The following is a 15,590-nucleotide window of genomic DNA, read 5'->3' on the forward strand; positions in this document are numbered from 1 at the left end:
AGGCCCCTCAGTCCCATTCCAGGCCGCCGCGCCGCCACACGTACGCGTAGGCGACGAAGACGGTGAGCACGAAGAGCAGCATCTCCACGAGCCCGAAAAGCCCCAGGGCGTCGAAGGTGACGGCCCAGGGGTAGAGGAAGACGATCTCGATGTCGAAGACGATGAAGAGCATCGCCGTCAGGTAGTACTTGATGGGGAAGCGCCCGCCGCCGGCCGGCGTGGGGGTCGGCTCGATTCCGCACTCGTAGGCCTCGAGCTTGGCGCGGTTGTACCGCTTCGGACCGATCAGCGTGGCCATGACCACGGAGAAGATCGCAAAGCCTGCCCCGAGGGCTCCCAGTACGAGGATGGGCGCATACGCGTTCACCGCTCCTCGCTCCTCTCAGTCGGCACTGACTGCTGGCGATGGCGTGGACTCACTTCCGCCTCATATGCCTCACGAGCCCCGCTCATCCCGGACGAAGATCGCGAACATGTGAAGCAGGTCACAAGCCCAACTGCCTCGCATCTTATGCCCGCCACTCTGTGATCTGCGACACGGGGTATTGCACAAGCTTTGTGATCTCCACCACCTGACGAAGGATCATGAAGTCATATCAGCGGTGATCTTCGTACGTGAAGCGTCAGAGTGATCACAAGAAGTGACATTTCCGCTCGTCACCGCAGGCCGCGAGGGGCGTCTCCATATCAAGAAACTTCCCCCGCATGCAAATTGGCACTGGATCCAGAGCCCTGATAGAGGGCGCGTTCACACATCAGAAGGATCAGAGGGACCGAGTGTGGACGCGTGCACGCGTTCACGAGCGGAGGCGATCGGTCCGTTCGCGCGAGACGCGGGCGTCGCGGTAACCGTTCCGTGACCTCCGCCACACCCGCGAGGGGCCCTCGAGAACCGGGCTTGGCCAACGGCCCCAACCAGTGGTAAGTGCGGGGCAATTCGGGCGTAACAGCGAAAGCCCATGATCACAGGCTTGATCACCTGCGTCCGTAATGTCCGTTACGGCGTCAATAAAGAGTGACGCGGCAGGTTTTCGAGGCTCTCATTGAGCAATTGTGGCGCAGCACACGTTTCTTGAAGGTATGAAGGAGCCCCTGGTACCGGTTGTACCCATGTCCCACACCGCTCACATACGCAGCCACCGGAAGCCCCGCCGCAGCGCGTCGACGATCGCGATGCGGGCCGGAGTCGCCAGTGGTGTCCTCGGCACGCTGGCCGTCGCCACCGCGGCAGGTTCGGCCAACGCCGCCGAGCCGGTGACGCAGACGCTCGAACTGCCCGTGCTCACCGGCGACGTGGCCACCCAGGTCGCGCAGTCCGCGCAGGCCACACAGCAGGCCGCGGCGAACTACCAGCTCGACGCCGAGCGTGACGCTGCCGCCGCCGCGGCGGCCAAGGAGGCCAAGAAGGACCTCGCCGCCGCCAAGAAGGCCGAGGCGAAGAAGAAGGCCGAGGAGGCCCGCAAGGCGGCTGCCGAAGCCGCCGTGTCCCGTTCCACGGAGCGGACCACTCTCTCCACCTCCGCCTCCGACTCCGCCTCCACGAGCGTCTCCGCTCCGGCCAGCGGCAGCGTCGCGACGGTCATCGCCTTCCTCAAGGCGCAGGTGGGCGACGCGTACGTCATGGGCGCCACCGGCCCCAACGCGTGGGACTGCTCCTCCCTCGTCCAGGCCGCGTTCAAGCAGGTCGGCGTCGACCTGCCGCGTGTCTCCCAGGACCAGTCGATGGCCGGCACGGACGTGTCGCTCTCCAACCTCCAGGTCGGCGACATCCTCTACTGGGGCGGCAAGGGTTCCGCCTACCACGTGGGCGTCTACATCGGTGACGGCCAGTACCTGGACGCGGCCAACCCCTCCAAGGGTGTCGTCATCCAGGACCTCTCCGGCTACCCGGCGTCGGGTGCGGTGCGCGTGCTCTGACACGCGCCCGCGCGCAGCGCACGGGATTGAAGGGCCGCAGCCGCTCGGGGGCAGCGGCCCTTCCGGCTTCCTGTCCGACATGTCGGACACATTGTCAATCCGGTGCTGGACGCTCTCGGCACCGGCGACCGACGGCTCCTGGAGGAGGGAGAGGGTTGCCTCTCCCTCCCGGGCGCGACGATGGAGGGGCCGCGGCCGGACCGGGCCGTGGTGCGCGGCTTCGACGAGGAGGGCGAGCCGCTCGTCATCGAGGGAACCGGGTACTTCGCCCGCTGCCTGGAGCACGAGACCGACCATGTGAACGGCCACGTCTATCTGGACCGGCTCTCCGGGCGGGACTGCAAGGACGCGCTGCGGCAGGCGGCGGCCCGGCGGGACGGGGTGTTCGCACGCCGGGCCGCCAGGCAACAGGCTCTCACCGCCTGACCGGGCGGCCACCGCTCCACCCCGTGCCCTCGTCACGCCCGCCTGACGGTCACGCCTTCGGGGCCACCTTGCTCAGGCCGTTGATGATGCGGTCCATCGCGTCGCCGCCCGTCGGGTCCGTGAGGTTGGCGAGGAGCTTCAGCGTGAACTTCATCAGCAGCGGGTGGGTCAGGCCGCGCTGGGTCGCGATCTTCATGACCTTCGGGTTGCCGATGAGCTTCACGAAGGCGCGGCCCAGCGTGTAGTAGCCGCCGTAGGTGTCCTTGAGGATCTGCGGGTAGCGCTGGAGGGCCAGTTCGCGTCCCGCGGGGGTCGAGCGGGCGTGGGCCTGGACGATGACGTCGGCGGCGAGCTGGCCGGACTCCATGGCGTAGGCGATGCCCTCGCCGTTGAAGGGGTTCACCAGGCCGCCGGCGTCGCCGACGAGCAACAGGCCCTTCGTGTAGTGGGGCTGGCGGTTGAAGGCCATGGGGAGCGCGGCGCCGCGGATCGGGCCGGTCATGTTGTCCGGGGTGTAGCCCCAGTCCTCCGGCATGGAGGCGCACCAGGCCTTCAGGACCTCGCGCCAGTCGAGTTCCTTGAAGGAGTCGGAGGTGTTGAGGACGCCCAGACCGACGTTGGAGGTGCCGTCGCCCATGCCGAAGATCCAGCCGTAGCCCGGGAGGAGACGGTCCTCGCCCGGTCCTCGCCTGTCCCACAGCTCCAGCCAGGACTCCAGGTAGTCGTCGTCGTGGCGCGGCGAGGTGAAGTAGGTGCGCACCGCGACACCCATCGGACGGTCCTCGCGGCGGTGCAGGCCCATGGCGAGTGACAGGCGGGTGGAGTTGCCGTCGGCGGCGACCACGAGCGGGGCGTGGAAGGTGACTTCACGCTTCTCCTCGCCCAGCTTGGCGTGGACGCCGGTGATGCGGCCGGTGCGGTCGTCGATGATCGGGGCACCGACGTTGCAGCGCTCGAACAGTCGCGCGCCCGCCTTCTGCGCCTGCCGCGCCAGTTGCTCGTCGAAGTCGTCGCGCTTGCGGACGAGGCCGTAGTCGGGGAAGGAGGCGAGATCCGGCCAGTCCAGTTGCAGGCGGACACCGCCGCCGATGATGCGCAGGCCCTTGTTGCGCAGCCAGCCGGCCTCCTCGGAGATGTCGATCCCCATGGCGACGAGCTGCTTGACGGCGCGCGGGGTGAGGCCGTCGCCGCAGACCTTCTCGCGCGGGAACTCGGTCTTCTCGAGCAGAAGCACGTCAAGTCCGGCCTTGGCGAGGTGGTACGCGGTCGTGGAGCCGGCCGGCCCCGCGCCGACGACGATCACATCGGCGGTGTTTTCGGAGAGGGGCTCAGTCACGACGGTCACGGCGGGATCTCCCCAAGTTCGGAATCTGCGTGCCGACCGGCACTGGACATGGGCAGTCTATTCAGCAGAATTGATCACCCGGCTGAAGGGCTGCCTCCGTGAACCGAGTTCTCCCCGTCGTACGGCTGCGTGTCCCCACGGACGAGGACGCGGTCGCGTGGCATCGGGTCTTCGACCACCCGGACGTCATGGAGTTCCAGGGCGGCAGGCCCGCGGGACTGTCCGTCTACGAGGAGCTCACCGCCCGCCAGCGCCGGCACGACGCCGAACGCGGCTTCTGTCTGTGGACGATGCTCGACGAGTCCGGGCAGGTCATCGGATTCACCGGCGCGCAGCCCTGGGAGCGGGACTGGGGTCCGACCGGGGAGGTCGAGATCGGCTGGCGGCTCGCGCGGGAGCACTGGGGCCAGGGGTATGTCACGGCGGCCGCGCGGATGACGCTGGAGCGGGTGCGGACGGCCGGGGTGCCGAGCGTCGTGGCCATGGTGGACGCGCGCAACGCCCGCTCGATCGCGGTCACCCAGCGGCTCGGCATGCGGCTCGCCGACGTCTTCACGACGCCCCAGTCCCAGCGGGAAGGCCACTGCTACCGCCTCGACCTGTAGACCCGCATATTCCGGTTAAGTGACTCTCGGTGATCGATTGTTACAGAAAGACACCGAGTGCTTCCGGGCGGCCCCCTCAGGCGGTTACCCTTCCAGTACCGCTGGGGGTGACATCTGTGCTCATACCACCCAAAACACCCGAAGTGCGCGTACCGAAACTCGTCGGCCTGATGGCCATGGACGCGCGCGAAGCGGCTACGGCACAAGGAGTGCTGCTGGCCGCACCCGACCGGCCCGACTTCCACCGCACCGTCGTCGACTACGTCGTACGGCAGTACCCGCCGCCCGGTGTCGAGGTGCCGCGCGGAGCGGTCGTCACCGTGTGGTTCGACTTCGCCGAGGGCGAGGGCGGCGGAGGCGCGGGCGTCCGTGAGCCGCGTCTGCCGAAGCCGGGCGGGGGCGGAATGCAACGCGAGCTGGACCAGCCGGGAGACACCTTCGAGGCCATCACCAGGTAGGCACCGCCGCCCGCAGGCCCGACCGGACCCGCCGGGGTCAGCTCTCCTTGAAGCCCCGGTGCAGGGTCACCACGCCGCCGGTCAGATTGCGCCAGGCGACCTTCGACCAGCCGGCCTTGCGCAGGCGCTCGGCCAGAGCCGGCTGGTCGGGCCAGGCACGGATGGACTCGGCGAGATAGACGTACGCCTCGGGGTTCGAGGACACCGCGCGCGCGACCGGGGGCAGGGCGCGCATCAGGTACTCGGTGTAGAGCGTGCGGAAGGGCGCCCAGGTCGGGTGCGAGAACTCGCAGATCACGACCCGTCCGCCGGGGCGCGTCACCCGGTACATCTCCCGCAGCGCCGCGTCGAAGTCCTGCACGTTGCGCAGGCCGAAGGAGATCGTGACGGCGTCGAAGGTGTCGTCCTTGAACGGCAGCTTCGTCGCGTCGCCCGCGGTGAACGGCAGCCAGCCGTGCTTCTTCTTGCCGACCTGGAGCATGCCCAGGGAGAAGTCGCAGGGGACGACGTAGGCGCCGGTCCGCGCGAACGGCAGCGAGGAGGTGGCCGTGCCGGCCGCCAGGTCCAGGACCTTCTGCGCGGGGCGGGCGTCGACGGCCCGGGCGACCTCCTTGCGCCACCTCCGGTCCTGGCCGAGCGAGAGGACGTCGTTCGTCAGGTCGTACCGTTCCGCCACGTCGTCGAACATCGAGGCGACTTCGTGCGGCTGCTTGTTCAGGGAAGCGCGGGTCACCCGCCCATTGTGGCAGCCCGCGCACCACCGGCTCACGGCAGGAGCCTCGGCTTCTTCCGCGCCGCCACGTCCTCGACCCACCCGCACAGCAGCACGAACACGCCGATCAGCAGCCAGCCGACGCCGAACAGGAACCACTGGCTGTCCAGCGGCAGATACCTCTCGAACGCGGGCACGTCCCAGAACCGGTCGATCAGCGGGACCGCCAGGATCAGGGCGATCTCGTGCCAGAGGTAGATCGTCACCGCGCGCGCGTTGAAGACGGTGACGACCCGGTTCGTGCGCCGGAAACGGGTGAGCCAGGCGAAGTCGATCCGGAAGCAGGCCTTCGCCCACATCAGCAGCAACACGAAACCGGCCGACCAGAAGGCCTGCGCGAGGGGATTCTCGTCCAGGTCGTAGGTGCCGACGTCGGCCTGGTGCGCGAAGGCGTACCAGCCGCCGCAGGCCATCGCGGCGAGCGAGAGGACGACCACCGGGGCCGGTCTCAGCCGCTGGAGCACGCCGTCGCGGTGCGCGAAGCCGAGCATCCAGCAGAAGAGGTACGTCGACAGGTCCCACAGGGCGGTACCGACCCGGTTGTCGGGGCCGGCCCAGAGGAAGGTCAGGACCAGGATCGGGGCGAGGGACAGGGCGAGTACGGGGAGGGGGGCCAGGCGGAACACGCGGAGCAGGAGCGGGGAGAGCAGGACCAACCAGAGGTACGTGCGCAGGTACCAGAGAATCTCCCAGGCCTGCTCGCCCCAGGCATTGCCCGGGGGGTCGCCCAGCGGCACGATCCAGTACACGATCTGCCACCCCGGCATCCAGTCGTGGATCAGCATCGCGACGACCACGAAGGCGCCCCAGAACCAGAAGGGGGGCAGGAGACGGCGGAGCCGGCTCCTCACCACCTTGAGCGCGGGGCGTTCCAGGGACTTCGCCATCAGGGTGCCGGCCAGGCCGAACATGGTGCCCATGGACGGGAAGACGAAGCCGGCCCAGGCCCACCCGAAGGTGTGATAGGCGACGACGCGGACCAGCGCGAGGGCGCGCAGGGTGTCGAAGTACCGGTCACGAGCCGTGGGTCTCGGCCGCGGGAGAGGGGCGGTGTCCGAGGGGACGGCCGACGGAGCCGGCCGAACCACCCCCTTGCTGTGCGCCCCCATCAACTCACTCCGGCCGGTGTCCCCACCTCGCCCGTCCGCTTCAGCTTCTGCCAGCGGAGGCGGCCGCCGGTGAGGGCGGTGATGCAGGAATGGATGAGGACGAGGTACATCATCTGGCGGTAGGCGAGCTGCTGGAGCGGCATCATCAGCAGGTAGCGGTACTTCTCGCGGTCGAGCCGGAAGGCGTAGGCCGCGCACACCAACTGGACGCCCAGCACCGCCAGCCACGCCAGCAGGGCCGCCTTGAAGTCGATGAAGATCATCGAGTAGACGGTGAACACGTCGATGAGCGGGGCGAAGACCGGCGTGACGATCTGGAAGAGGACGACCAGCGGCATGCCGACCCGGCCGAAGCGGCCCGAAGGACCCTTGTCCGTCAGGGACTTGCGATGCTTCCACAGCGCCTGCATGGTGCCGTAGGACCAGCGGTAGCGCTGGGACCACAGCTGCTTCAGGGAGCCCGGCGCCTCCGTCCACGCCTTGGCGTGCTCCTGGTAGACGACGTGCCAGCCCGCGCGGTGCATGGCGATGGTGATGTCGGTGTCCTCGGCGAGGGTGTCCTCGCTCATGCCGCCGACCTCGAGGACGGCGTCGCGGCGGAAGGCGCCGATCGCGCCGGGGATCGTCGGCATGCAGCGCAGCAGGTCGTACATGCGGCGGTCGAGGTTGAAGCCCATCACGTACTCGATGTGCTGCCAGGCGCCGATGACGGTGTTGCGGTTGCCGACCTTGGCGTTGCCGGCGACCGCGCCGACCTTCGGGTCGGCGAAGGGCTGCACCAGCTGCCGTACGGTGTCCGGTTCGAAGACGGTGTCGCCGTCCATCATCACGACGATGTCGTAACTGGCGCTGCGGACACCGTTGTTGAGCGCAGCCGGCTTGCCGGCGTTCTGCTGGCGGATGACGCGGACGTTCGACATGCCGAGCGACTCGGCCGCACTGCGCGCGATCTCGGACGTGCCGTCGCTCGAGCCGTCGTCGACGACGATGATCTCGATCGGATGGGTGCTCTGCGACAGCGACTCGAGGGTGTTGGCGATGCACTCCTTCTCGTTGTACGCGGGGACGATCACGCTGACCGGGCCGGTGACCGGCGGTCCCCAGCTGAAGCGGCGTTTGTTGCGGATCCTGTAGTGGCGGCGGGCGAGGAGCAGCATCATCCCGAAGCGGCCCATGACGGCCACGCCGACGACCATCAGCCCGACCGAGAGCGCCGGCACCGTCCACTCGGCGAAAGCGACCGCCGCGACGAGGGCCTTGCCCTCGTACAGGGTGAGGCCGGTGGCCTCGCGGTGGGCGGCCTGGAGAACGTTCACGGTGGCACCGTCGCCCTCACCGTTCGGCCCTGCACCGGCACCGGCACCGGGCTGCCCACCCTCGGAACCAGCCGCGCCGGCGGCACCACCGGCACCCCCTGCACCCGCCGCACCGGTGGCACCCGCGGCCCCCGCCTCGGCCGCACCGCCGGCCTGCTGCCGGCCGGACCCCCCGGGCGCGGTCGCGTTCTGCGCCCTCATGACCCCGCTGATGGTGGTGAAGGTGTACCCCGCCGCCTTCATCTTCTCGATGTACGTCGGCAGTGCCTCGATCGTCTGCGAGCGCTCGCCGCCCGCGTCATGGAAGAGCACTGACGCGCCCTTGCCGTCCTCCGGCGTGGCCCCCTCGATGATCTTCGAGACGCCCGGCCGCTTCCAGTCGTCGCTGTCGGTGTCGATGAACACGCTGGTGTAGCCGTCCTCACCGAGCCTCTCGTAGACGGGCCAGCTGTAGTTGTCGATGGCGTCCGTCTTCGAGGAGTACGGCGCCCGGAACAGCGTGGTGGTGATGCCGGCCGCGCCCGCGAGCGCGAGCTGGGTCTGCTGCATCTCGCGGTCGACGCGGGTGTCGCTCTGGTAGGAGAGGTCGATGTGGGTGAAGGTGTGGATGCCCACCTCGTGGCCCTGCTCGACCATGTCCTTCACGACGCTCGGGTAGCGCGACACCATCGAACCGACCACGAAGAAGGTGGCGGGCACGTCGTACTTCTGGAGGACCTCCAGCACCTCGGGGGTCCAGGTGGGGTTGGGGCCGTCGTCGAAGGTGAGCGCGATCGTCTTGTCGGGCACCGAGAGGGTGGTAGCCTGGCCGCCGCGGAAGGTGAGGATCGGGCCGCCGTCGAGGACGTCGTCGGGGACCTTGCTGGAACTGGCCCCGGTGCGGACGCGCTGGTCGCCGCCGACCTCGGCGCGCAGATAGCCGTCGAGCAGCATCACGCTGGTCAGCGCGAGCAGGAGCAGACCGGCGAGGATGACACGGGGTTTCTGCAGGGCCGCGGCCTTGCCCGCCGCCCGCTCCATGCGGGAGGGGGCGCGGCGCCGGCCGCGGGTGGGAGTCGTCGTCATGAGGGTGGCTGCGCTCCGGTCAGTTGGCGGTCGCCGAGGCGGACGGGGTCGGGGAGGCGGCGCCCGAGGGCAGAGTGCCGCCCGGCAGGCCGATCTGGTTGCCCAGGCCGCCGTCGGGACGGACACCGCTGGGGCCCTGACCGCCCTGGCCGCGCTGGCCGCCCTGGCCGCTGCCGCCGAACGGCAGCAGCGAGGACGGGGTCAGCGAGGTGCCCCAGCCCATGAAGGCGGCGCCGAGGACGACCGCGTAGGCGAGGCAGCCGACGCCCAGGAGGAGGCCGATCCGGCGCAGCAGCTTGGACCTGCGTCCGGAGTTGTCAACGAACACGGGCCCGTCCGCGGCGGAGTCGTTTCCGCGTTTGCGGCGGCGACTGCGAGTGGCGGCACGGCTTTCGACGGCAGGCTCGGAATGCATTCCCCAGACACTAGGGAGCCTTTATGTGGCCTAAACTCTGAGCTTCATGTGAGAGAACCATGAGAAACGGCCGAACCTGTCCGTTGCCTGAGAGATCCGGGAAATCCCTGCGCGGCCACCTCATGGAATGAGACGGTTGATTGTCCCTTTTGGGCGGGCAGTTGCCCTCTTTTGCGCGATTACATCCATGGAATGCCTGTGTGCGCACTGTTCCCGCGCGAGCTGCCCGTATGTGAGACATTTCCACCCCGGAAACACCCTTTGTTTCCGTCCTGCGACAGAAATCACGAGAGCGGGTGCATGCGCAATGAGGAGTTTCCTGAGGCCTGCGGCAGGGCTCAGCTGCCTGTTTGCTCTGGCCACGACGGGATGCTCCGCAGGGTCCGGCGGCACGTCGGACGCGGCAGCCGCGGCGCCCGAAAAGAGCAGCAGTGCCTCCCCGTCGCAGAGCGCCGCGTTCAGTACGCACACCTCCTACGCGCCGTACGTGAGCGCCACCGAGGCCTCCGAGAACGACGCGGCCGGATCCCCCACGACGTACAACCTCGCCTTCGTCATCTCGGACGGGAGTGGGTGCACCCCGGAATGGAACGGGGCGCACGCCATCGGCGACACGACGGTGAAGTCCCGCATCTCCGCGCTCACCGCTTCCGGTGCCTCGGTCCGTGTCTCCTTCGGCGGGGCCTCCGGAAAGGAGCTGGCGGCGGTCTGCGACAGCGTGCCGGAACTGGCGGAGGCGTACGGCGCCGCGCTCGACGCGGCCGGCTCCACGCAGGCCGACTTCGACATCGAGGGCGACGAGCTGACCGACTCCGCCTCGGTCGCCCTGCGTTCCCAGGCCATCGCCGTGCTGCAGAAGGAACGCCCCGACCTGGAGGTCTCCTTCACCCTTCCGGTGATGCCCTCGGGACTGGACGCCGACGGCCTCGCGCTGCTGGAGTCGGCGAACATGTACGACGTGCAGGTCTCCACCGTCAACCTGATGACGATGAACTACGGCGAGTCGTACACCGGCGACATGGGCGGCTACGCGATCGCCTCGGCCACGGCCGCGCACACCCAGCTGAAGAAGATCTTCGGCACGTCGGACGCCGCTGCCTGGAAGGGCATGGCGCTCACCTCGATGATCGGCGTCAACGACGTCGACAACGAGACCTTCACGCTGGCGGACGCGGCTCAGGTGCGGACGTTCGCCGAGGGGAAGGGGATCGCGTGGGTGTCGATGTGGTCGACCTTCCGCGACCAGCAGTGTGCGGACGGCACCTCCACGGACGACCCGCTGACCAACTGCAGCGGGGTGGAGCAGAGTTCGGGGGCGTTCGCGGAGGCGTTCTCGGAGTAGGCCTCGGCGGGTTCTGTCGTCGGCCGACTGCGGGTCCTTGGTGGCTGGTCGCGCAGTTCCCCGCGCCCCTGCAGGGCGCCCTCAGCGCCGCCGGTACACCAGGCGCCCCTCGACCACGGTCGCCACGCAGGTCGCGGCCCCCCGTTCGGCGAGTGCGGCCTCGTCCGGGACGTCGAAGAACGCGAACCGGGCGGCGGAGCCGGGCTCCCTGGGCTGTGCGAACTCCACCGGCCAGCCGGAGGCGTACGGGTCGAGCGAGGGCACTCCGCCGGGTCGCCCGAGCCGGCCCATGGTCCCCAGGCCGGAGCGGCGTACGGCGTCCCGGACCGCGCGGTTGCGGAGTTCCTCGCAGGCCGCCACGACCGTGCCGTGCGCCAGCATGCGCTGCACCCCGCGCCGGGCGCTCGCGCCCCAGCGGGCGTCGTCCAGTTCGAGTGCCGCGAGCGCGTCCCCGGTCAGCGGCTCGGTGCCCAGCTCGTCGGCCTCGCGCGGGTCGGGGTGGTAGGCCTCCTCCAGCAGCTCGTTGCCGTGCAGGTTGACGAGCCCAGGGGTAAGGATGCCGGGCCACTGGCGCACCCGGGCGCGCGGATGGGCGGCGACGAGGTCCTCCAGCGGGCCCGCCTCGGCGATCCACGCGCCCTTGACGGCGAGCGCCCGGCCCTTGGAGTCCGCGTGGATCGTGAGCATGGCGAGGTCGGTCGGCAGGCCGGCTAGTTGGACGCGAGCAGCTTCAGCTCGGGGTGGGCCGTCCCGCCCGCGATCGCCGTCGACGAGATGTGGGACATCACCCGCTCGTCGACGGGGTCGTTCGCCGGGTCGTCGTGGACGACGAGGTGCTCGTACGTCGTGGAGCGCTGGGCCGGGACGCGGCCCGCCTTGCGGATCAGGTCGATGATCTCCAGGCGGTTGGAGCGGTGCTTGGCGCCGGCCGAGGAGACGACGTTCTCCTCCAGCATGATCGAGCCGAGGTCGTCCGCGCCGTAGTGCAGGGAGAGTTGGCCGACCTCCTTGCCCGTGGTCAGCCACGAACCCTGGATGTGGCGGACGTTGTCGAGGAAGAGGCGGGCGATCGCGATCATCCGCAGGTACTCGAAGAGGGTCGCCTGGGTGCGGCCCTTCAGGTGGTTGTTCTCCGGCTGGTAGGTGTACGGGATGAAGGCCCGGAAGCCGCCCGTCCGGTCCTGCACGTCACGGATCATCCGCAGGTGCTCGATGCGCTCGGCGTTCGTCTCGCCGGTGCCCATCAGCATGGTCGACGTGGACTCGACACCCAGCCGGTGCGCGGCCTCCATGATCTCCAGCCAGCGCTCGCCGGACTCCTTGAGGGGCGCGATGGCCTTGCGGGGGCGCTCGGGGAGCAGTTCCGCGCCGGCGCCGGCGAAGGAGTCCAGACCCGCCGCGTGGATGCGCTGGATCGCCTCCTCCACGGACACCTTGGAGATCCGCGCCATGTGCTCGACCTCGCTCGCCCCCAGGCTGTGGATGACGAGCTGCGGGAACTCCTTCTTGATGGCGGAGAAGTGCTTCTCGTAGTACTCCACGCCGTAATCCGGGTGGTGCCCGCCCTGGAACATGATCTGGGTGCCGCCCAGTTCGACGGTCTCCGCGCACCGGCGGAGGATGTCGTCCAGGTCGCGCGTCCAGCCCTTGGCCTTGTCCTTCGGGGCCGCGTAGAAGGCACAGAACTTGCACGCCGTGACGCACACGTTCGTGTAGTTGATGTTCCGCTCGATGATGTACGTCGCGATGTGCTCGGTACCGGCGTACTGACGGCGGCGTACGGCGTCGGCGGCGGCCCCCAGCGCGTGCAGGGGCGCGTCACGGTAGAGGTCGAGGGCCTCTTGCGGCGTGATCCGCCCACCGGCGGCGGCACGGTCGAGCACGGACTGCAGGTCGGCCTTCTCGGTCACCGGGGGCATCCCTTTCGTCAAGGGTTGTGGACGGACCGAACCAGCCTACGCCAGCGTTTTCACCAGCCTCACTTCAGGCCGCGTACGCGCCGATCAGCAGCCCCACGAACGCTCCCGCGAGCAGGAACGGCCCGAACGGGATCGTCGTCCCGCGCCCGGCCTTCCTCGCCACGACGAGCGCGCCGCCGTACAGCGCGCCGAGCAGGAACCCTGCGAAGGTGCCCAACATGACCGTGGCCCAGCCGTACCAGCCGAGGGCGGCGCCCGCACCGAGGGCCAGTTTCACGTCGCCGAAGCCCATGCCGCCGGGGTTGATGAGGTGCAGGACGAGATAGCCGGCGCTCAACGCGAGTGAGCCCAGCAGGGCCGTCGTCCAGTCCCCGGCGTGCTCGGGCAGCAGCGCGGCCACGCCGAGCAGCGCGAGAGCGGTGGGGGCGAGCGGGAGGGTGAGCGGGTCGGGCAGCCGCTGGACACGCCGGTCGACGACCGCGAGCAGCACGCCGACGGGCGCGATCAGCAGCCAGACGGCCAGCTCGGGGCGGATGCCGGTGGCGACGGCGAGGGTGGCGCAGAGGAGGGCGGTGACTCCGGCGAGGAGGGGGGCGGCGGGGCCGTAGGACGCCGTGGAGGGCGTGGGCGGGAGAGGTCCCGCGTCCGCGTGGACGGCCGTCGGGACGGCGGCGGCGCAGCTCGCACAGCGGGCGGGACCGAGCCAGCCGCGGACCGGGTGCCCGCTCGGACAGACCGTCCGCCAGCCCGGAGCAGCCTCCACCGCGGCCTTTTCGCCCCGCCCGGCCTCGGCTTCCCGCCCAGGTTCAGCTTCCCGCCCGCGCTCGGCGTCACGCCCGCGCTCGGCTTCCCGCCCGGACTCCGCCTCCCGCCCGGACTCCGCCTCCCGCCCGGACTCCGCCTCCCGCCCGGACTCCGCCTCCGGCTCCTCCCACGGCACGGAGAACCGATAGGCGGCCCGCGGCAGCAGCGCCCCCGTCACCGCGCCCCACACCGCCGCGACGGCGATCAGTACGGCGTCGAGCGGCGCGATCTCACTCATCCCGCGACCGCGACCGCGACGCCGAACCGCCCGGGCGCCGTCGGGCTTCCCGCCGGGCTTCCCGTCGAGCCCGTCAAGGGTGAAGTGCTGCGTCGCGCCATGGCGGTGTCCTAGGTCGTGTGCGGGCAGGGGGGGCGGTGCGTCGAGCCTACAGAGATCCCGCGGCCGCCCACGGCCCTCGTCCGCAGGTCCCGGCCCCGCAGCGTCCCCACGCGGTTCAGCCTCCGGTGAGGGCCTGCTTCTCAGCTGCGGCGCAGCGGCTTCCCGGGCTCGGTATGCGCCGCTCGGTGAGGTAGGCGTCCACGGCGTCGCGGGTGCAGTCGGTGCGGCCGTAGACGCTGTGGCCCGCGCCCTCGTAGGGCAGCAGGACGGTCGTCCCGCGGGTCTGCCGATGTATGTTCGCCGCCCAGGTGAAGTGGTTCGCCGGGTCGTGGAGCGAGTGAAGCATGAGAATCCTCGGAGTGGTCCCTGGGATGCGCAGCCGGTGCTGCGGGTTGTTCACCTTCTCCGGCCAGCCCACGCAGCCGACGACGGCGTCGTGCACACGGGGGGAGCCGCGCATGTGGGGGGCGGCGCGTAGTTCGGCCGCGGTCAGCTGGGCGTACTCCTGGTAGTCCTCGGTCCGGATGTTCCAGTCCTGGCAGAAGACTGCGTGAAATGGTTTCTCCTCGGTCTGCTGATCCGTCTGCTGATCCGTCCTCTGCGTCGTCGCCGTCCGAGGTGGGGCCGCACGCCGTTCCTGCGCGTCGAGTCCCGCCACGTACGTGGCCAGTTCCTCCCAGTCCGGGTCGTAGAACGCCTTGAAGGCAACGAGAGTGATCGCGTGTGCTGTGAGGAGCGTGTCCGGGTTCTCCGGGTCGCGCAGCTCGCCCCGGTCCGCCCGCGCGAGGACGCCGTCCCATACGGCGGTGACGTCCCGGCCGTGCAGGGCGCAGGAGGGGGTGCGGTCGCACCACCGCACGAACTGGTGGAACGAGTCCTCCGCGGCGGCCGCCGAGGAGACCATGAACTCCCGGGCGCCGATGCTGTGGTCGACGTTCGCGGTGAGGGCCATGGACCGGATGCGGTCGCCGTACCGCTCCGCGTACTGCTGGCCGATCAGCGTGCCGTAGGAGTGGCCAAAGTAGTTGATCTTCTGCTCGCCGAGGCTGCTGCGCAGCGCGTCCATGTCCCGGACGACGCTCAAGGTGTCGGCGTGGTCGAAGACCGGCCCGCTGTGGCGTCGGCAGTCCTCCCGCAGGGCCCGGTTGTACGCGGCGAGCCGCTCGAACTCCGCCTGGTCACGGGGATATGCCGACGGCCGTCGGTCCAGCAACTCCGTCGAGCACTTCACCGGCTGACTTCCCCCGACTCCACGCGGATCGAAGCCGACGATGTCGAACCTCTCCAGGATGTCCGCGCTGAACTGCCCTGTGGCCCGCCGCACGGCGAAGTCCACGCCCGAGTCGCCCGGCCCGCCCGGGTTGACGAACAGCACACCGACCCGGCGATCCGGATCGGCGGCCTTGCGACGCGCCACCGCAAGCTCGAACTGCTCCCCCGACGGACGAGCCCAGTCGACGGGCAGACGTAAGCTGCCGCACTCCGCCGTGGCGTCCTTCGGACACGGTTTCCAGTCGATGGCGGCCGACGCCGTCGCACTCCTGCCGGCCGGCCCGGCCGCGGCCGCCGCCGCACCCTGCGTCAGCGCTCCGGCGAGCACTCCGGCGGCGAGCACTCCGGTGAGCGTTCTGAAGAACGGTTGCATGAAGTCCCTTCCGAGGGTCCTGCGCAATGGATCACGGGGACTGTCCCGCAACGACCGTGGCAGGCAGGCGAAGAGCGCCACAACCACTGGAGAACGGAATCAGGGAAGTCCC

14 protein-coding genes and 1 pseudogene are annotated in these 15,590 nt (G+C 69.8%); 5 read left to right on the forward strand and 10 right to left on the reverse strand.

The window, feature by feature from the left end; translation table 11 throughout:
• Positions 1 to 7 precede the first annotated feature (7 nt).
• Positions 8 to 367 carry an NADH-quinone oxidoreductase subunit A gene (locus IE263_RS31375; RefSeq protein WP_030494815.1) on the reverse strand — a complete coding sequence of 120 codons (360 nt, stop codon included), beginning with the start codon at positions 365 to 367 and terminating at the stop codon, positions 8 to 10.
• 713 nt (positions 368 to 1,080) lie between these two features.
• Between IE263_RS31375 and IE263_RS31380 the strand changes: the two genes are divergently transcribed.
• Together IE263_RS31380 and IE263_RS31385 are read left to right on the forward strand one after the other, a co-directional pair.
• Entirely contained in the window at positions 1,081 to 1,917 is an 837-nt protein-coding gene (locus tag IE263_RS31380; RefSeq protein ID WP_189941218.1) for a C40 family peptidase, read from the forward strand.
• 72 nt (positions 1,918 to 1,989) lie between these two features.
• Positions 1,990 to 2,343, forward strand: a pseudogene (locus IE263_RS31385) (peptide deformylase); the annotation flags it as partial.
• A 49-nt stretch (positions 2,344 to 2,392) separates the two neighbouring features.
• Here the strand turns inward: IE263_RS31385 and IE263_RS31390 are convergent.
• The gene (locus tag IE263_RS31390) at positions 2,393 to 3,688 is read right to left on the reverse strand and encodes a geranylgeranyl reductase family protein (protein WP_373312133.1); all 1,296 of its coding nucleotides are present in this window, start codon (positions 3,686 to 3,688) and stop codon (positions 2,393 to 2,395) included.
• A 98-nt stretch (positions 3,689 to 3,786) separates the two neighbouring features.
• On the opposite strand from IE263_RS31390, the gene IE263_RS31395 reads away from it, so the two are divergent.
• Together IE263_RS31395 and IE263_RS31400 are read left to right on the forward strand one after the other, a co-directional pair.
• Complete coding sequence (locus IE263_RS31395) at positions 3,787 to 4,293, forward strand: GNAT family N-acetyltransferase (RefSeq protein WP_189941219.1); 507 nt, start codon at positions 3,787 to 3,789, stop codon at positions 4,291 to 4,293.
• A gap of 143 nt (positions 4,294 to 4,436) precedes the next feature.
• Entirely contained in the window at positions 4,437 to 4,751 is a 315-nt protein-coding gene (locus IE263_RS31400; RefSeq protein WP_189941220.1) for a PASTA domain-containing protein, read from the forward strand.
• Between the two features lie 37 nt (positions 4,752 to 4,788).
• Here the strand turns inward: IE263_RS31400 and IE263_RS31405 are convergent, their stop codons facing one another.
• From IE263_RS31405 to IE263_RS31420, 4 genes are read right to left on the reverse strand one after another with little or no spacing between them, the layout of a single operon-like run.
• A complete protein-coding gene (locus IE263_RS31405) occupies positions 4,789 to 5,484 on the reverse strand; it encodes a demethylmenaquinone methyltransferase (RefSeq protein WP_189941221.1) in 696 nt (231 codons plus the stop codon).
• Positions 5,485 to 5,516: 32 nt separating this feature from the next.
• Positions 5,517 to 6,632 (reverse strand): acyltransferase family protein, encoded by a 1,116-nt coding sequence (locus IE263_RS31410; protein WP_189941222.1) that lies wholly within the window; start codon positions 6,630 to 6,632, stop codon positions 5,517 to 5,519.
• Positions 6,632 to 9,013, reverse strand: coding sequence for a bifunctional polysaccharide deacetylase/glycosyltransferase family 2 protein (locus IE263_RS31415; protein WP_229911270.1), 2,382 nt, complete (start codon positions 9,011 to 9,013; stop codon positions 6,632 to 6,634). Before IE263_RS31415 ends, IE263_RS31410 begins: the two co-directional genes overlap by 1 nt.
• Before the next feature lie 19 nt (positions 9,014 to 9,032).
• On the reverse strand, positions 9,033 to 9,341 hold the full coding sequence (locus IE263_RS31420; RefSeq protein WP_189941223.1) for a hypothetical protein: 309 nt from the start codon (positions 9,339 to 9,341) through the stop codon (positions 9,033 to 9,035).
• Positions 9,342 to 9,735: 394 nt separating this feature from the next.
• Here IE263_RS31420 and IE263_RS31425 point away from each other — a divergent pair, with 394 nt between their 5' ends.
• Positions 9,736 to 10,770, forward strand: coding sequence for a chitinase (locus IE263_RS31425; protein ID WP_189941224.1), 1,035 nt, complete (start codon positions 9,736 to 9,738; stop codon positions 10,768 to 10,770).
• A gap of 81 nt (positions 10,771 to 10,851) precedes the next feature.
• On the opposite strand, the gene IE263_RS31430 is transcribed toward IE263_RS31425, so the two are convergent.
• From IE263_RS31430 to IE263_RS31450, 4 genes are all read right to left on the reverse strand, one after another.
• Positions 10,852 to 11,457, reverse strand: coding sequence for a hypothetical protein (locus IE263_RS31430; RefSeq protein WP_189941225.1), 606 nt, complete (start codon positions 11,455 to 11,457; stop codon positions 10,852 to 10,854).
• Positions 11,458 to 11,480: 23 nt separating this feature from the next.
• The gene (gene mqnC, locus IE263_RS31435; RefSeq protein ID WP_189941226.1) at positions 11,481 to 12,680 is read right to left on the reverse strand and encodes a cyclic dehypoxanthinyl futalosine synthase; all 1,200 of its coding nucleotides are present in this window, start codon (positions 12,678 to 12,680) and stop codon (positions 11,481 to 11,483) included.
• 73 nt (positions 12,681 to 12,753) lie between these two features.
• A complete protein-coding gene (locus tag IE263_RS31440; protein WP_189941367.1) occupies positions 12,754 to 13,452 on the reverse strand; it encodes a prepilin peptidase in 699 nt (232 codons plus the stop codon).
• A 496-nt stretch (positions 13,453 to 13,948) separates the two neighbouring features.
• Positions 13,949 to 15,478, reverse strand: coding sequence for an alpha/beta fold hydrolase (locus tag IE263_RS31450; RefSeq protein ID WP_229911273.1), 1,530 nt, complete (start codon positions 15,476 to 15,478; stop codon positions 13,949 to 13,951).
• Between the last annotated feature and the right edge of the window lie 112 nt (positions 15,479 to 15,590).

Source organism: Streptomyces aurantiogriseus, assembly GCF_014649375.1.
GTDB lineage: Bacteria > Actinomycetota > Actinomycetes > Streptomycetales > Streptomycetaceae > Streptomyces > Streptomyces aurantiogriseus.